The 17,135-nt window shown below is 74.3% G+C and carries 14 protein-coding genes; 6 read left to right on the forward strand and 8 right to left on the reverse strand.

What is annotated here, in order from left to right:
• Nucleotides 1-25: 25 nt before the first annotated feature.
• Both ASE15_RS05400 and ASE15_RS05405 read left to right on the forward strand, forming a co-directional pair.
• On the forward strand, nt 26-715 hold the full coding sequence (locus tag ASE15_RS05400) for an amino acid ABC transporter permease (RefSeq protein ID WP_030150550.1): 690 nt from the start codon (nt 26-28) through the stop codon (nt 713-715).
• A complete protein-coding gene (locus tag ASE15_RS05405; protein ID WP_056762016.1) occupies nt 712-1,620 on the forward strand; it encodes an amino acid ABC transporter permease in 909 nt (302 codons plus the stop codon). Before ASE15_RS05400 ends, ASE15_RS05405 begins: the two co-directional genes overlap by 4 nt.
• A 129-nt stretch (nt 1,621-1,749) precedes the next feature.
• Here ASE15_RS05405 and ASE15_RS21820 read toward each other — a convergent pair whose 3' ends face one another.
• The 4 genes from ASE15_RS21820 to ASE15_RS05425 form a co-directional block, all read right to left on the reverse strand.
• Entirely contained in the window at nt 1,750-2,619 is an 870-nt protein-coding gene (locus ASE15_RS21820) for a regulatory protein RecX (RefSeq protein WP_082618228.1), read from the reverse strand.
• 23 nt (nt 2,620-2,642) lie between these two features.
• Nucleotides 2,643-3,731: a recombinase RecA gene (recA, locus tag ASE15_RS05415; RefSeq protein WP_056648782.1), complete on the reverse strand. Its 1,089-nt coding sequence runs from the start codon at nt 3,729-3,731 to the stop codon at nt 2,643-2,645.
• 319 nt (nt 3,732-4,050) lie between these two features.
• A complete protein-coding gene (locus ASE15_RS05420) occupies nt 4,051-4,917 on the reverse strand; it encodes an MBL fold metallo-hydrolase (protein WP_056762017.1) in 867 nt (288 codons plus the stop codon).
• On the reverse strand, nt 4,914-7,127 hold the full coding sequence (locus ASE15_RS05425) for a phage holin family protein (RefSeq protein ID WP_056762020.1): 2,214 nt from the start codon (nt 7,125-7,127) through the stop codon (nt 4,914-4,916). The genes ASE15_RS05420 and ASE15_RS05425 overlap by 4 nt, the downstream gene beginning before the upstream one ends.
• 203 nt (nt 7,128-7,330) lie before the next feature.
• Here ASE15_RS05425 and ASE15_RS05430 point away from each other — a divergent pair, with 203 nt between their 5' ends.
• Nucleotides 7,331-7,588, forward strand: coding sequence for a hypothetical protein (locus ASE15_RS05430; protein WP_056762022.1), 258 nt, complete (start codon nt 7,331-7,333; stop codon nt 7,586-7,588).
• 77 nt (nt 7,589-7,665) lie between these two features.
• Here the strand turns inward: ASE15_RS05430 and ASE15_RS05435 are convergent, their stop codons facing one another.
• Nucleotides 7,666-7,899, reverse strand: a complete 234-nt coding sequence (locus tag ASE15_RS05435; RefSeq protein WP_056649031.1) for a DUF3046 domain-containing protein — start codon at nt 7,897-7,899, stop codon at nt 7,666-7,668.
• Nucleotides 7,900-7,988: 89 nt separating this feature from the next.
• On the opposite strand from ASE15_RS05435, the gene ASE15_RS05440 reads away from it, so the two are divergent.
• Nucleotides 7,989-13,058 carry a DEAD/DEAH box helicase gene (locus tag ASE15_RS05440; RefSeq protein WP_056762024.1) on the forward strand — a complete coding sequence of 1,690 codons (5,070 nt, stop codon included), beginning with the start codon at nt 7,989-7,991 and terminating at the stop codon, nt 13,056-13,058.
• 18 nt (nt 13,059-13,076) lie between these two features.
• Nucleotides 13,077-13,922 carry a DNA-formamidopyrimidine glycosylase family protein gene (locus ASE15_RS05445; RefSeq protein WP_056648774.1) on the forward strand — a complete coding sequence of 282 codons (846 nt, stop codon included), beginning with the start codon at nt 13,077-13,079 and terminating at the stop codon, nt 13,920-13,922.
• A gap of 7 nt (nt 13,923-13,929) precedes the next feature.
• On the opposite strand, the gene ASE15_RS05450 is transcribed toward ASE15_RS05445, so the two are convergent.
• From ASE15_RS05450 to pgsA, 3 genes are all read right to left on the reverse strand, one after another.
• Nucleotides 13,930-14,277, reverse strand: a complete 348-nt coding sequence (locus ASE15_RS05450; protein ID WP_056648772.1) for a helix-turn-helix domain-containing protein — start codon at nt 14,275-14,277, stop codon at nt 13,930-13,932.
• 298 nt (nt 14,278-14,575) lie between these two features.
• Nucleotides 14,576-15,067, reverse strand: coding sequence for a CinA family protein (locus tag ASE15_RS05455; RefSeq protein ID WP_056762026.1), 492 nt, complete (start codon nt 15,065-15,067; stop codon nt 14,576-14,578).
• Nucleotides 15,068-15,077: 10 nt separating this feature from the next.
• Nucleotides 15,078-15,677: a CDP-diacylglycerol--glycerol-3-phosphate 3-phosphatidyltransferase gene (gene pgsA / locus ASE15_RS05460; RefSeq protein WP_056648766.1), complete on the reverse strand. Its 600-nt coding sequence runs from the start codon at nt 15,675-15,677 to the stop codon at nt 15,078-15,080.
• A gap of 135 nt (nt 15,678-15,812) precedes the next feature.
• Here pgsA and ASE15_RS05465 point away from each other — a divergent pair, with 135 nt between their 5' ends.
• Nucleotides 15,813-17,135 (forward strand): CapA family protein, encoded by a 1,323-nt coding sequence (locus ASE15_RS05465; RefSeq protein WP_056762029.1) that lies wholly within the window; start codon nt 15,813-15,815, stop codon nt 17,133-17,135.

Here is a 17,135-nt window from a genome sequence, read left to right on the forward strand (position 1 = left end):
CGCACCTCGTGAAGGGTGACCCGTCGTGGGTGACTACCTCTCTCAGTTCTTGCGGCTCTTCGAGTCGTACGACGTCCTGGGCGCGTTCTGGGTCAACATCCAGCTCACGTTCTGGGCGGCGATCCTGGCGCTCGTCATCGGCACCGTGCTCGCGCTCATGCGGATCTCCCCGATCCCGAGCCTGCAGTGGGCTGGTGCCACGTACGTCACGCTGTTCCGCAACACGCCGTTGACGATCATCATGGTGTTCCTGACGCTCGGGGTCTGGGGCCAGCTCAAGATCCAGCTCGCCGACGACTTCCCGTCCAACTTCTTCCGCTTCGCGGTGCTGGGCCTCGCGGTCTACCACGCGGCGTTCGTGTGCGAGGCGATCCGCTCCGGGGTCAACACCGTGCCGATCGGACAGGCCGAGGCAGCCCGCGCGATCGGCCTCTCGTTCCTGCCGGCGGCACGGATCGTGATCCTCCCCCAGGCCTTCCGTGGCTCGGTGGCCCCGCTCGGCAACGTGCTCATCGCCCTCATCAAGAATTCGACCGTCGCCGCCGCGGCCGGCGTCGCGACGGAGACCTCCAGCCTCATGAAGACCATGATCGAGTTCGACTCCGACGTCATCATCGCGATCTTCCTGACGTTCGCGATCGGCTACGTGATCCTCGTGATCCCGGTCGGCCTCGCGACGACCGCGCTCTCGCGCCGTCTGGCGGTGAAGCGATGACCGCCCAGCAGCAGACGGTCCTGTTCGACGCCCCCGGGCCTCGGGGCCGGCGCACCATCCTGTTCGGCAACGTCGTGGGGGCGATCGTGGTCGCGGGCATCGCGGCCTACGCCCTGGTGCTGCTGGGTCGCGAGGGCCAGCTCACCGCGGAGAAGTGGCAGCCGATCTTCACGGCCGACGCCTGGGAGAACTTCTACCTCCCGGGCCTGCTCGACACCCTGCGCGCGGCAGGCGTCGCGATCGTCGGGGCGATCGTGTTCGGTCTGCTCTTCGGCATCGGACGCCTGTCGGCGGTCAAGGCCGTGCGCTGGCTCTCGGGCCTGGTCGTCGAGTTCTTCCGGGCCGTCCCGGTCCTGCTCATGATGATCTTCTTCTGGCTCTTCCTGGCCCAGCTCAAGGTGCCCGACGCACCGTTCATGGCGGTCGTGATCGCCCTGATCCTCTACAACGGGTCCGTGGTCGCCGAGCTGGTCCGCTCGGGGGTCTACGGGCTGCCCAAGGGGCAGGGCGAGGCGGCTCTGGCGGTCGGGCTCACGCGGGGCCAGTCGCTCCGGTCGGTCGAGGTGCCGCAGGCGCTCATCGCGATGCTCCCGGCGCTGGTCTCCCAGCTCGTCGTGGTCCTCAAGGACACCGCGCTCGGCTACATCATCACGTACACCGAGCTCCTCCAGGAGTCGCGTCGCCTCGGATCCGCCTACGGCAACATCCTGCAGTCGCTGCTGATCGCGGCGATCCTGTTCATCACGATCAACTACGTGCTCTCGAAGGTCGCCGAGATCCTGGCGCGGCGCCTGCGGGGTCGGACCGCCGGCCCGGTCCGGGCGGCGACGCCCGGTCTCGCGGTCGGGGCGCGCGGGGCGGCTCCGGTCGGTACTGCGCCGGCCGCACCTCCTGCACCGAAGTGACCGGCACGTAGGTGTTCGGCTCGCTGCGGCCGTCCCGGGTCTCACGACCCGGGACGGCCGCTGCGTGTCCGTCGACCTCGACGTCCCGCGCGAGCGGAGTGCTCCGCGGCCCGACGGCGGGGCTCGTCGTCAGAGGTCGTCGAACCCGCCGTAGGGCTCGACGTCCGCCTCCTCGCCCTCACGGGCGAGCTCTTCGCGGACCAGGGTGAGCGCGAGCCCCGGGCTGTAGCCCTTGCGGGCGAGCATCCCGACGACGCGTCGGGTGCGGACCTCACGGTCGAGGCCGGTGGTCCTGGCAAGGCGCCGCTGGACGAGCTCACGAGCCGCGTCGTGCTCGTCGTCGTCGTCGACCTGGTCGAGGGCGCCCGTCGCGGTCTCGTCGTCGATGCCCTTGCGCCGCAGCTCCTGTGCGATGGCCCGACGGGACAGGCCTCGCTCGCCGTGGCGGGAGCGGACGATCATCCCGGCGTACTCGGCGTCGTCGACCAGCCCGACCTCCTCGAAACGGTCGAGGATCGGTTCGAGGACCTCGGACGGGTATCCCTTGCGGGTCATGGCGTCCATGAGCTGACGGCGGCTCTTGGGGGCTGCCGTGAGCGTCCGGAGGATCGCTTCGCGGGCGTGCTCGGTGAGCTCGGCCCCGGCCAGGGCACCCGACTCCACGCGGTCGGCGATCGTGGGACGCGGCTTGCGTTCCTTGCGTTCCCCCGAGTAGTCGCGGCGCCGGCTAGCGCTCGATCCTCGGCTCGCGGACCGCTCACCGAACCCGCTGCTGCCGAAGCTGCTGCTCTTGCCGCTGGACCTACCACCGCCGAGCCCGGACGAACCGAACCCGGACACCCCCCGCGTCGGCTTCCCTCGGCTCGGGGTGCTGCGGGTGGCGGGCACCCTGCGGTCCGGGGTGCCGCCCGCTGCCCCGGAGACGTCGCCCGCCGTGCCGGAGGCGCCGATGGGCGCGTCCCCCTCCTCACCGGGAAGGGGACGCGCCCACTCGGGCATCTGGTCCAGCGGGTCGTCGACGATCAGAGGACGGCCTTCTTGCCCTTACCGGCCGGGGCCGCCGCAGGGGTGACCGGAGCGACCGCGGGTACCTCGTCCGCGGGGGCGTCGACCTTGGCCCCGACGCCGAGCTTCTCCTTGATGCGCTTCTCGAGCTCGTTGGCGAGGTCCGGGTTGTCGCGCAGGAAGCTGCGTGCGTTCTCCTTGCCCTGGCCGAGCTGGTCCCCGCCGTAGGTGAACCAGGACCCGGACTTGCGCACGAAGCCGTGCTCGACGCCCATGTCGATCAGGCCGCCCTCGCGCGAGATGCCGACGCCGTACAGGATGTCGAACTCGGCCTGCTTGAAGGGCGGGGCCATCTTGTTCTTGACGACCTTGACGCGCGTGCGGTTGCCGACCGCGTCCGTGCCCTCCTTGAGGGTCTCGATGCGGCGGATGTCCAGGCGGATCGAGGCGTAGAACTTCAGGGCCTTGCCACCGGTCGTGGTCTCGGGGGTCCCGAAGAAGACGCCGATCTTCTCGCGGAGCTGGTTGATGAAGATCGCGGTGGTGCCGGACTGGCTCAGGGCACCCGTGAGCTTGCGCAGCGCCTGGGACATGAGGCGCGCCTGGAGGCCGACGTGGCTGTCACCCATCTCGCCCTCGATCTCGGCCTTGGGCACGAGCGCCGCGACCGAGTCGATGACGATGATGTCGATGGCGCCCGAGCGGATCAGCATGTCCGTGATCTCGAGGGCCTGCTCGCCCGTGTCCGGCTGCGAGACGAGCAGCGCGTCGGTGTCGACGCCCAGCTTCTTCGCGTACTCGGGGTCCAGCGCGTGCTCGGCGTCGATGAACGCCGCGATGCCGCCCGCGCGCTGGGCGCTGGCCACGGCGTGGAGCGCGACGGTCGTCTTGCCGCTGGACTCGGGGCCGTAGATCTCCACGACACGGCCGCGCGGGAGGCCGCCGATGCCGAGCGCGATGTCCAGGGCGATCGACCCGGTGGGGATGACCTCGACCGGCGCGCGACCCTCGTCGCCGAGGCGCATCACCGATCCCTTGCCGAAGTTGCGGTCGATCTGTGCGAGGGCGGCTTCGAGCGCCTTCTCGCGGTCTGCGGGTGCGGGCATGTCGGTCACCTTTGCGTGCGGGGCACGGAACCGTGCCGAAGTATGTTCGAGGCCGAAGACCTCAGGAAGCCTGTGTCGTGTCCCGACGGTACGTGCCGCCACTGACACTCGTCGTCCCCCGTGCCCTGCCTGTGGATGACGGGCTGTCGGCGAGTGCTGTGCACAACTCTACCCGAACACCTGTTCGAGAGGCCGTCCTGCGCGGCGTGTCGTCGAGCACGCCCCGCGCGCCCGCCACACGCCCGTCGCGGGCCGCGACGCACCGCTCCCACGACCGGCACGAGCCGTCACCGCCCCGTCGCGGGCCCCGCCCACGCCCTCAGCCCTCCCACGACTCCCCCGGCCGCAGCACGACCGCCCGGGTCTCGGGGGCCCAGCGGTGCACCGCGCCCGCGAACGCGTCCCCCGCGTGGTCCATCCAGCCGCGCGGCAGGTTCTGCCCGCCCGGCGCGTGCAGCGTCCCCCAGTGGACCGGGATCGCGAGCCGCACCCCGACCGCCGCGCACACGCGCGCCGCCTCGGCCGGTCCCAGGTGCCCGCCCGACAACCGCGGCCCCCAGCCCGCCACGGGCACCAGGGCGACGTCGACCGGCCCGCCCGCGAGCGCCGGCAGGTGCACCATGCCGGGGTAGGCCTCGGTGTCGCCGAGCGCCCAGAGGGTCCAGCCGCCCGACTGCACGAGGTGCCCCACCGCGGCGTTGGGTCGGTGCGGCATGGGCCGGTGCCCGTGCACCGCCGGGGTGAGGTGGACGCGGACGTGCGCTCCGACGTCGTGCCAGGAGCCGTGCTCCCCGGCCGCGCCCGGGACCCGGGGACGCCCCGGCACAGCACCCGCGAGCGGGTGCTCGTCGTGCTCGGGGCCGGTGCCGAGCCCCACCCCGGTGAGCCCCTTGGAACGCAGCCAGCGCGCGTTGGCGGGGGCGGTCAGGACCGGCACGTCCCCCAGCAGCCGCAGTGACCCCAGCTCGGCGTGGTCGTGGTGCAGGTGCGAGAGCAGGACCGCGTCGGTGCCCCGCCAGACCTCGGCGGGCCGCACGCCGCGTCGCCGCAGCAGCCCGGCGTGCCGCCTCAGCAGGGGGTCGGTGACGATCCGCACGCGGCCGTCGGGCGTCGCGACGTCGAGCACCGCGCTCGAGTGGCCGAGCCACGTGACCCTCAGCCCGGGGGCCACCCGCTCCTCGGTCATGTCCGGACCCCCAGCTCCTCGAGCCAGCGCACGAGCTCGCGGTGCACCGCCTCGGCACCCACCAGCATGCGCGTCCCGGCCACGTCCTCGCGCGCTCCGTCCGACACCCGCAGGCTCGCGGGGTGCAGCAGGATCGCCTCGTTCTGGGCACCGCCCAGCCCGCCGTGCGAGCCCACGAGCCCCTCGAACGCGTGGACCAGCCCCGCGTCGTCGACGCTCGAGACCAGGAGGAGGTCGCTCGCGTGCTCGAGCGAGGCCGCCCGCAGGAGGTCGGGCGCCGCGCGCGGCCCGTACGCCGCGAGCGGGTCCTCGCCATGGACCTGACCCGAGACCAGGTGTCGGCTGCCCGCCGGGCCGTACGCGACGACGTCGGGCACCTCGCCTTCCGGGGGCCTGTTCTCCTGCACGACCACGACCCCCACGGCCGGGTTCGCGACCAGGCCTGGCACGAGCGCGGGCCAGCGCGCCCGGATCTCGTCGCCCACGAGCCGCTCCGGGGAGCGCGGGAACCACACGAGGCCGAGGTTCCCCGACCCGACGACGGCGACCTCGGGCAGCTCGCCCGCGTCCGCCGGCGCGGCGTCCCGGTCCGGACCGACCAGCACGCGCCCGCCCCGCTCGCTCCGCTCGTCGTGCTCTCCCGCCCCGCCCCGCCCTCCCCGGTCGCGGCCGAGCGCGTTGAGCGCGGTGTTGACCGCGCCCCACGCCTCGGAGTCGGCCCCCGCGGCGGACCGCACCCCGGACGCCCGACGGCGCCGCTCGCCCGGTGCGGGCCGGACCGCCATGAGCCGGCGCACCTCGTCCAGGAACGTGCGGCCCACGACCTGCTCGAACGTCGCGCCGAGCGACTGCCCGTGGTCGGACAGCACCACGACCTCGTAGCGGCGGGGCGCGACCTCGGCGACCTGCTCGAGCAGCCCGACCACCCGGTCCAGCCCCTCGAGCGCCCGCATCGCCTCTGGCCGCAGCGGGCCCGCGTGGTGCGCGATCTCGTCGTAGTCGACGAGGTCCACGAACACCACGGGTGCTCCGCGCACGAGCTGCTCGGCGACGAGCGAGGTGTTGAGGTCGCGCAGCACCACGTTGGAGACCGCACGCAGCACGGGGTAGGCCCCCAGGCGCGAGACGCGGGGCTCCACGTCCCGCACCGCCTGCTGCCACCCCTGGTAGAGCTCCTTGAAGAACTCGCCCACGGTGCCCACGAGCGCCCGGACCAGCACGAACGGGCTCGAGAAGAAGTGGACGAACACCTGCCCGGGCCCCAGGCCCGCGCGGGCGCGGCTCATGACGAGCAGGTTCGTCCCGGCGTCTCCCGAGAACATCGTCGAGACCGCGACCCCACCGCCCGCGAGCAGGCCGCGGCCGTCGCTCATGAGGGCCTCGACCCGCGCCGCGTCGGCGGGGTGGTTGGTCACCACGAGCCGACCCTGCTCGCGGTCCCACCACCGGAACGCGGGCACGTGCTCGCTCGTGCCGTGCAGGAGCCCGGCCTGGCTCGCGGGCGTGGTCGACGGGACGCGCGCCCACCACGTCTCGAGGTCGTGCGTCCCGGCGCTGATCCACCGTGCGAGGTTCGGCGCCAGTCCGGCCTGGACGGCGTGGTCGAACGTCGAGCGCGCGACGCCGTCGAGCTGGACGACCAGGAGGCCCGCGGGACGGGAGCCGGGGACGGGGGCCGGCGGGCTGTCCGACAGGTCAGCAGCGCCCGGCGGCCCGGTCGGGCCGCCGGCCTTGCTCCCTCCCCCGCCCGACGACGCCCGCGCGGCCCGGCGGGCGGCCGTGCGCTGCGCCCGGCGGGCACGCCGCAGCAGGTTGTCGATCACGTAGTCGTTGTCGCTCGCGCCGATCGCCCAGCGGCCGATCGCCATGAAGAACGCCGCCAGGACGAGCACCGCCACGACGCTGCCCCAGTCGTCGGTCTCGAACCCCGGCAGGTACGTGAGCGCGAGCCACGCCACGAGCACCTGGCCCGCGAGCCCCGAGACCAGGGCCCCGACGACGCCCGCGCGCCCGGCGACGACACGCCACAGGGGCCGCAGGACCGCGTCACCGACCCCGACGACGAGCGCCGCGAGGAAGACCGACCACCACGACGTGATCCGCACGCCCGGGACGATCCAGATCGCGAGCCCCAGCCCGGCGGTTGTCGACGCGAGGGACCAGAGGGCTCCCGTCAGGTCGTGCAGCGAGAACGGGAGCCGATGCCTCATGCCGCCATGATGCCGCGCACGACGGGCGGGCGCGCGGGCGGCGCCCGGGTCGGGACCGGGCGTGGCCGTGGTCCCGGCGGCATGTCGCGACAAGGGGCGACGCGCCACGACGTCGACGCGGTACGTTGGGCGGCCAGGGCCCGCAGGCCAGAGCATGCCGCCGTGCCCCGCCCGACGACGCGACGCCCACCAGGAGCCCAGACATGACCCACGAGGCGCCGAAGCCGCTGTCACCCGTCGACCCCGATGCCGTCCGCGGTGACGGCGGGGCCACCGTGGGCTACTGGTCCTCGCTCGTCGTACCGGCGCTCTGGGGTGCGGCGACCCTCGCGGTCCTCCTGCTGGTCGACGTCCCGATACCGAGCTTCTGGGTGATCGCGCTCGGGACCTTCGGCGTCATCGCGACGATCCACCTCGTCGCGACCGTCCGGAATCGTCGGGCTCGCCGACACGCGCTCTGACCTGTCGTCCCGGACGAGCGCGCGCGGGCGGCGCCCGCGGTCCGCGGCCGCACACCCGCCCACCCGGCGACGAGCGCCTACCGCGCGGGCGGCGCCTGGCGGTTCGCGTCCTTGCCCCACCGCTGCGCGTCCGGCACCTCCAACGCGTCGCACAACGCGTGCCACACGTAGCGCGGCTCGACGCCGTCCTCGAGGGCCTGGACCGCGGTGCGGTCGTCCAGGGCGTTGAGCACCTGGTCCCGGGTCAGGGCGCGACCGTAGGCCGATCCGAAGACCTCGTCCACCAGCTGCCAGAACTCTCGATACCGCACGGGGACAGCCTGCCACGTCTCAGGGGGCACGTCCGACGCGGCTCCACCGGCAGGGAGCGGTTGTCGGTGGCAGCGCCCACAATGGCGAGGTGACGTCCCCCGACCCGCTCGCCGGCTTCAGCGCTCCGACCCGCGCATGGTTCGAGGGTGCGTTCGAGCGCCCCACGGCAGCGCAGGCGGGCGCCTGGGAGGCGATCGGCAGCGACCGGCACGCGCTGGTCGTGGCCCCGACCGGCTCGGGCAAGACCCTCGCGGCCTTCCTGTGGTCGCTCGACCGGCTGCTCACGCGTCCCGACGAGCAGCCACCGGGTGGCCTCGCGTCAGGGCCGGACGACGACCGTGCGCAGCGCTGCAAGGTCCTCTACGTCTCACCCCTCAAGGCGCTGGCCGCGGACGTCGAGCGCAACCTGCGCTCGCCGCTCGCGGGCATCCGGCAGGCCGCCGTGCGGCTCGGGACCACGGTCCCGGACGTCGTGGTCGGCACCCGCACGGGCGACACGCCCGCGAGCGAGCGGCGGCGCTTCGGCGTCGCTCCCCCGGACATCCTCATCACGACCCCCGAGTCGCTGTTCCTCGTCCTGACCTCGCAGGCGCGTGCGGGGCTGGCCGGCGTGCAGACCGTCATCATCGACGAGATCCACGCCGTGGCCGGGACCAAGCGTGGGGCGCACCTCGCGGTCTCGCTCGAGCGGCTCGACGCCCTGCTCCCGGTGCCCGCGCAGCGCGTGGGCCTCTCGGCCACTGTCCGACCGGTCGAGGCGGTCGCGACCTTCCTCGCGGGGCACCGCCGGCCGGACGACCAGGGACGCGAGGTCGTCGTCGTGCAGCCTCCCTCGGAGAAGAAGATCGAGGTCGACATCGTCGTCCCGGTCCCCGACCTCTCCGACCTGCGCAGCGCGCCAGGCCCCAGCAGGGCCACCGGGGCCGAGGACCTTGCGCCCCTGCCCGACGGCGAACCCGACCTCTCGGGCCCGGCCACGGCTCGCCCGCCGCGTCCGTCGGTGTGGCCGCACGTCGAGGAGCGCGTCGTGGACCTCGTGGCCGAGCACCGCTCGACGCTCGTCTTCACCAACTCCCGGCGCGGGGCCGAGCGGCTCACGGCCCGCATGAACGAGGTCTGGGCCGAGCGGCAGGGCGAGGACGTGCCGGACGTCGGGACGCTCCAGCCCGCGCAGGTCCTGGCCCAGTCGGGCGCGAGCGCGGGCACCGAGCCCGTGATCGCCCGGGCCCACCACGGCTCCATGAGCCGGGCCGAGCGCACCCGCACCGAGACCGAGCTCAAGGACGGGCGCCTGCCCGCGGTCGTCGCGACGTCCTCGCTCGAGCTGGGCATCGACATGGGCGCGGTGGACCTCGTGGTCCAGGTCGGGGCGCCGCCCTCGGTCGCGAGCGGGCTCCAGCGCATCGGGCGCGCGGGCCACCAGGTGGGTGCGGTGTCCCACGGTGTGGTGTTCCCGACCTTCCGGGGCGACCTGGTGCCCTCGGCGGTGATCGCGGACCGCATGCGCACCGGGCAGATCGAGCACCTGCACGTGCTCTCGAACCCGCTCGACGTCCTCGCGCAGCAGGTCGTGGCCATGGTCGCGCTCGACGACTGGACCGTCGCGGACCTCGCGGCCCTCGTGCGGCGCAGCGCGCCGTACGGCGCCCTGGGCGACGCGACGCTGCACGCCGTGCTGGACATGCTCGCGGGCCGCTACCCCAGCGAGGACTTCGGCGAGCTGCGCGCGCGGATCGTGTGGGACCGGACGTCGGGCCTGCTCAGCGGGCGCCCCGGCGCGCTGCGGCTCGCCGTCACGAGCGGCGGGACCATCCCGGACCGGGGTCTGTACGGCGTGTTCCTCGCGACGGACCCCTCCACGACCGCGGGCCCCGAGGACACCGCCGGGGTGCTCGGCGACGCGCCCGGCGGCGCCGCGACGGGTGCGCGGGCGCGGGGTGGTCGGCGGGTGGGCGAGCTCGACGAGGAGATGGTCTACGAGTCGCGCGTGGGCGACACGTTCACGCTCGGGTCGAGCACGTGGCGCATCGAGGACATCACCCCGGACCGCGTGCTGGTGACTCCCGCGCCGGGCGCGCCCGGGCGCCTGCCGTTCTGGAAGGGCGACTCGCCCGGTCGGCCCGCCGAGCTCGGCCGGGCCGTGGGTGCCTGGGTGCGCGAGCTCGAGTCGCTGGCCGCGACCGGCGGGCCGCTCTCCGAACGCCTGCGCGACGCCGGGCTCGACGCCTGGGCGACCGACAACCTCGTCGCCTACCTCGCGGACCAGCGGGAGGCCACGGGCCGCGTGCCGGACGACCGGACCGTCGTCGTCGAACGCTTCCGCGACGAGCTGGGCGACTGGCGCGTCGTCATCCACTCGCCCTACGGGGCCAAGGTCCACGCGCCGTGGGCGCTCGTCCTGGGCGCTCGGCTGCGCGACCGCTACGGCCTGGACGCCGCGGCCATGCACTCGGACGACGGGATCGTGCTGCGGCTGCCGGACCTGGGCGACGGCGGCTGGGGCGACGAGCCCGGCGGCACGGCCGGACCGGGGGGCGCGGGCTCGCCCGTCGTGACAGCCGAGGACCTGCTCCTCGCCCCCGAGGAGGTCCTCGACGAGGTCCGTGCCGAGCTCGGCGGCTCCATCATGTTCGCCGCGCGCTTCCGCGAGGCGGCGGCCCGCGCCCTGCTGCTCCCCCGGCGCCGCCCCGACAAGCGCCAGCCCCTGTGGCAGCAGCGGCAGCGCTCGGCCCAGCTGCTCTCGGTCGCGAGCGAGTACCCCGAGTTCCCGATCGTCCTGGAGGCCGCGCGCGAGTGCCTCCAGGACGACTTCGACGTCGCCGCGCTGACCGAGCTCATGCGGGACCTGGCCGCGGGCAGGGTCCGGCTGGTCGACGTCACGACCCCGACCCCGTCCCCCTTCGCCCAGTCGCTCCTGTTCGGGTACACGGCCCAGTTCCTGTACGACGGCGACGCTCCCCTCGCCGAGCGCCGCGCGGCCGCGCTCTCGCTCGACCCCACGCTCCTGGCCGAGCTGCTCGGCACCGAGGGCGGGGCCTCGCAGCTCGCGGACCTGCTGGACCCTGAGTCGGTCGAGCGGACCGAGGCCGAGCTCGGCGCCCTGGTGCCGAGCCGCCAGGCGCGGCACGCGGAGGACGTGTGGGACCTGCTGCGCAGGCTCGGCCCGCTCCCGGCCGCGGAGGTCGCGCGCCGCACGCGCGAGGAGGTGCGCGAGGAGGTGCCCGCCTGGCTCACGGGCCTCGAAGGGGCGCGCCGGGTGATCCAGGTGCGTCTGGCCGGCGTGCCCGACGCCGTCGCGCAGCAGTGGGCCGTGGTCGAGGATGCCGGGCGGCTGCGGGACGCGCTGGGGGTCGCCCTGCCCACCGGCATCCCCGAGGTCTTCACCGAGCCGGTCCCCGACCCGCTGGGCGACCTCGTGCGGCGCCACGCCCGCACGCACGGACCGTTCGGGGCACACGAGGTCGCGTCGCGCTTCGGGATCGGCGTCGCGGTCGCCACGGGGGTCCTGCGGCGGCTCGAGGCCGCCCGGGTGCTCGTGTGCGGCCGCCTGCGCCCCGAGTCCCTCGGCGGGACGGGTGAGGAGTGGTGCGACGCCGAGGTCCTGCGCACCCTGCGCCGTCGGTCGCTCGCCGCGCTGCGGGCCGAGGTCGAGCCCGTCGCCCCCGAGGCCCTGGGCGTGTTCCTCCCGCGCTGGCACGGGATCGGCACGCTGCGGGGCACCGACGGGCTGCTGCGGGTCGTCGAGCAGCTCTCGGGGGCTGCGGTCCCCGCCTCGGCGCTCGAGACGCTCGTGCTGCCCGCACGCGTGATCGACTACTCGCCCGCTCTGCTCGACGAGCTGACCACCACGGGCGAGGTCCTGTGGTGCGGGCACTCGTCGCTGCCCGGTGGCAAGGACGGGCTCGTGAGCCTGCACCTCGCCGACGCCGCACCGCTCACCCTTCCCGAGGTGACGCCCCTCGAGGAGGACGGCCCGCTCGACAGCGACCTGCACCGGGCGGTCGTCGACCTGCTCACCGGCTCGGGGGGATTCTTCCTGCCCCGTATCGCCGAGCTCGCGGGCGCGTCCCAGGCGGCGACGCTGGAGGTGCTGTGGGACCTCGTGTGGGCGGGCTGGGTCACCAACGACGGGCTCGGGGCCCTGCGCAGCCGCCTCGGCCCGGGAGGCGGCGCGCACCGCGCACCGCGCGCCCCCGTCCGCGCCCGCCCCCTGTCGCGCGGCCGGTTCGCCTCGCTCGGGGCCGGCTCACCGGGCGCAGCGCGCGGTGAGTCCGACCTGCGCGGTGGCTCGGGCCGGTGGTCGGCGCTCCCCGCGCGCGAGCCCGACCCCACGCGGCGCACGCACGCCCTGACCCGGGTCCTGCTCGACCGTCACGGTGTGCTGACCCGCGGCGCGGCGCCCTCCGAGGGCGTGACGAACTACTTCCGAGGCGTCTACCGCGTCCTGTCGGAGCTCGAGACCACGGGCACCGTCCGGCGCGGCTACTTCGTCGAGCACCTGGGCGGCTCGCAGTTCGCGCTGCCGGGGGCCGTCGACCAGCTCCGCACCGACGCCCAGGACCGCGAGCACGCCGCGGAGTCGGCGGGCCGTCGCGAGCTCTCGGCGCTGCTGCTCGCCGCGACCGACCCGGCCAACCCCTACGGTGCTGCCCTGCCGTGGCCCGAGCCCCGGGTCCCTCACGAGCCGGGGGGTGGGGCGCCCGTCGGCCTCGGGGCGCGGGGCGGGGCCGCGGTAGGCGGCCGGTCGGAGGCGCGCACGTCGGCGACCGCGACCGTGGGGGCCGCGACCGCCCTCGCCGTCGTACCGGGCACCGAGCCCACCCGCACCGTGGCGCGCGCGACCCACCGGCCGGGACGCAAGGTGGGCTCCGTCGTCGTGCTCGCGGGCGGCGACCTGGTCCTGTACGTCGAGCGCGGCGGTCGCTCCCTGATCTCGTTCGGCGACGACTCCGAGACCTCGGCGCGCCGCCTCGCGCTGGCGTGCGCCGAGCTCGCGCGCGCGTCGCGTGCCGGGCTGCTCGGCAAGATGGTCATCGGACGGATCGACGGGATCGACGCCCTCGCCGGAGCGGGCAGCACGGCGTCGCGCGCGTTCGGTGTGACTGCTGCCCTCATGGAGGCGGGCTTCCGTCCCACCCCGCGGGGCCTGCGCGCATGACCGGCCGAGGGGCTCCTGGTGCCTGAGGGCGACGTCGTCAAGGTCACGGCGCAACGCCTCGACGCGGCGCTGCGCGGACGGGCCGTGGAACGTGCCGAGCTGAGGTGGCCCAGCGCAGCGAGCATCGACCTCACGGGCCGGACCGTCGTCGAGGTCCGGCCGTACGCCAAGCACCTCCTGACCCGGTTCGACGACGGCACGACCCTGCACACGCACCTGCGGATGGAGGGACAGTGGCGCGTCGCCCGCACGGGCACGGTCGGAGCCGGCGCGCGCGGCACCGACGTCCGGGCGGTCCTCGCGAACGAGGTGTGGACCTGCGTCGCTGAACGGCTCGGCATGCTCGACGTGGTCCGCACCCGCGACGAGCACGTCTTGCTCGGGCACCTGGGCCCCGACGTCCTCGCGGACGACTTCCTCAGCTCCCCGGACTCCGGCGTCCTGCTCGCGCTCGCACGCCTGCGCGGCGCGGCAGCAGCAGGCGGCTTCCCGGCGCAGGCGACCGCGGGAGGCCCGACGGGCACCGGGTCCCGAGGGCTTCCCCTGGCCGACGCCCTGCTCGACCAGCGCGGGGTCGCCGGGCTCGGCACCATCTACACGGCCGAGAGCCTGTTCGCCCAGGGCCTGTGGCCGTGGACCCAGGTGTCCGACGTCTCCGACCGCGACCTGGAGGCGCTGCTGCGGACCGCGCGCGGCCAGATGCTCCGCAGCGTCGCGGAGGGGGTGGGCACGGTCCGGCGGCACGTCCACGGCAGAGCACGACGGGCGTGCCACCGATGTGGCACGCCCGTCGCTGTCGCCCGGGCGAACGAAGCGCCGTTCGAGCGACCGATCTTCTACTGTCCGAGCTGTCAGAAGCCCTGAGGCTCCGTCAGCCGACCGGCTGAAGGTCCTCGCGCATGCGCCGCGCGCTCTCTGCAGCCGCTCCCCGACCCATGAGCGTGACGGCGAAGTCTGCGGGGATCGTGTCCGGGATCATCAGACCCTCGGCCACGGCGACCCGGTCGCTGACCTCGCGCAGCACCAGCGACATGGGGATGTCGAGGGCCTCGCAGATGGAGCCCAGGAGCTCGGACGACGCTTCCTTCTGACCGCGCTCGACCTCGCTGAGGTACCCCAGGGAGACGCGTGCGGCCGAGGACACCTCTCGCAGGGTGCGGCCCTGTCGCTGGCGAGCGTCTCGCAGCACGTCCCCGATCTCTCGACGAAGAACAATCATCTGGCGGCCCCCTTCCGTGTCCCGTGCGACCGTCGGAGCCTGCCTGGCTCCGGTGGTGGTTCGCTGACCTGTCGTTCCCCGCGCCCCTCGCGTGGGGATCGTCCTACCGTACCCCGCACCCGGGGCAGTCTCATGTGCTGATCTGTTGAATGGCCTCTTGGCGATCACGTGCTGTTCAACGTCGCTCCCACCCAGGTTGTTCCCGCACCACGCCGAAGTCCACACGGTTGCCTGGTGTTCACGAACTCTCCACGTGTTCGCCCGCGCTCGGCCTTGCTCGTCCCACCGGACGGCAAGTTCACCCGGTGATCGTCACCCGTGCCAGGGTGAGGACGTGCCGGCCCGCGGCGTCGCGGACCGTCGCGCGGTCGCCGTCGAGCCGGAGCTCGCGGACCTCGGTGCGTTCGGGCGTCGCGACCGCCACGTAGACGAGTCCCGGGGCCTTGCCGTCCTGGGGATCAGGACCGGCCACCCCGGTCGTGGCGAGGCCGACGTCGGCCCCCAGCACCCGGGCGACCCCCTGGGCCATCTGGCGCGCGACGGCGGGGTCCACCGCACCCCGCTCGGCGAGCAGCGCGCCGTCGACCCCCAGCACGCTCTCCTTCAGGTCCGTCGCGTACGCGACGACCCCACCACGCAGCACCGCGGACGCCCCGGGGACGGCGACCAGGCGGGCGCTCACGAGACCGCCCGTCAGCGACTCCGCGACCGCCAGGGTCCAACCCCGTGCCGTCGCGGCCTCGAGCAGGTCCGCAGCCTCGCGGAGGTCGGACTCGCCCGGGGTGCCCACGACGAGCCGCTCAATCCTGCCCGGACGTGCGGGCCGCGCGCAGCGCGTCCCGGCGCAGGCGCCAGCCCTGGAACGCGTACTCGACACCCGTGACGACCGTGACGACCAGAGCCGCCACCATGGCGATCCAGCCGATCACGGAGATCCACGACGGCAGGTGGTCGAGCGGGAGCAGGAAGATCGAGATCGCCACGGACTGCAGGACCGTCTTGAGCTTGCCGCCGCGCGACGCCGGCATGACGGTGTACTTGAGCACCGCGAACCGCATGAGCGTGATGCCCAGCTCGCGGGCCAGGATGACGATCGTGACCCACCACGGGAGGTCCCCGAGGGCCGACAGCAGGACGAGCGCGGCCCCGATCAGGAGCTTGTCCGCGATGGGGTCGAGCAGCTTGCCGAGATCCGTGACCAGGTTGTACTTCCTGGCCAGGTAGCCGTCCACCCGGTCCGTCGCGGCCGCGAGGACGAACAACCCCGTCGCGACCAGGCGCCAGGTGACCGTGTGCCCGCCGTCGGCGAGCAGAGCCCACGCGAAGAACGGCACCACGGCGATCCGGGCGATAGTGACCGCGTTCGCGGAGTTCCAGGGAGACGGGACGGCTGTGACCACGGGACAAGCCTAGGCGCTCCGGGAGCGGTCGACCGACCACATCCAGAAACCGACCCTTCGGACAAGACCGAACACAACGGGCCGCCAATATCACGCATTCGTCAGATGCGCACGCCGAACGGCTAGGGTCGCAGCGTGACACGCCACGTCCGCGCAGTCCGACGCCGCCGTCGGCTCGGCCAGCTCCTTGCCGCCGGGCTCGTCGCCGGCCTCGTAGCGGCCTCGGGGGCCCTCCTCCTCGACTCCGGTGCGGTGCCCCCGGCCCAGGCGTCGGCGACCCCCGCGCCGGCTCCCGCCGAACCCAGCCCCACGCCCGAGCCGGACACCGTCTTCACGATCGTCGCCGCAGGCGACGTGCTGCCACACCTCCCCGTGCACGCGTCCGCCCGTACGGGGCCCGGCAGGTACGACTTCAGCGCCCTCCTGGCAGGGACCGACGCCTGGGTCTCGGGGGCAGACCTGGCCCTGCGCCACCTCGAGGTGCCGCTCACTGCCCCGGGCCAGCGCCCTGCGGGCTATCCGACGTTCGCCGCGGACTCCCACCTGGCGACCGATCTTCGCGAGCAGGGCTGGGACGGGTGCTCGACCGCGTCGAACCACTCCGTCGACCAGGGGCTGCCCGGGGTCGTCGCCACGCTCGATGCGCTCGACGCCGCAGGCCTGGGGCACGTCGGGACGGCCCGGTCGGCCGCCGAGGCGGTCGGCCCCGCGCTCTACGTCCTCGAGCGTGCAGGACGAGAGATCGTCGTCGCCCACCTGTCCGCGACCTACGGGACCAACGGCATGCCCGTCCCCTCGTCGGCCCCCTGGTCGGTGACGCTGCTCGCCGCCGACGACCTGGTCGCCCGTGCGACGGCTGCTCGGGCGGCGGGCGCGGACCTCGTGGTCGTGAGCATGCACGCAGGCGTCGAGTACGCGACGGCACCGACCACGGAGCAGGTCGAGCTCGCGACGGCCCTCGCTGCGTCGGGTCAGGTCGACCTGGTGCTCGGCCACCACGCCCACGTCCCGCAGCCGGTCGAGCTGCTCCCGGGCGGACCGGGAGGTCAGGGGATGTGGGTCGCGTACGGCCTGGGCAACTACGTGTCCAACCAGGACTCCGCGTGCTGCGCCCCGGGGACCGAGTCGGGGCTCCTGGTCACCGCGACCGTGACCCAGCCTGCTGATGGCGCCGCCCGCGTCACGGGGTTCGAGTGGACCGCGACGACCGTCGACCGGTTGGGCAAGCACGCGGTGCACGTCCTGCCGGAGATCCTTGCCCGGGGCACCGCGACCCTGGCGCCGGGCGAGCTCGGTGCTCGCTACGACCGGGTCAGGGCGGCCGCAGGCGCTGCCGCGGCCGAGCGGCTCACGCCCCCGGTCGCGACGGGAGCGGCCCCGCGCCTGGGAACCGAGGCCCTTGCAGGAGCAACCGCCGAGGCCGTCCCCCCGGACGATCTGCCCACCTACCGAGGCTGA

Origin of the sequence: Oerskovia sp. Root22 (assembly GCF_001429135.1) — a bacterium.
GTDB classification, from domain to species: domain Bacteria; phylum Actinomycetota; class Actinomycetes; order Actinomycetales; family Cellulomonadaceae; genus Oerskovia; species Oerskovia enterophila.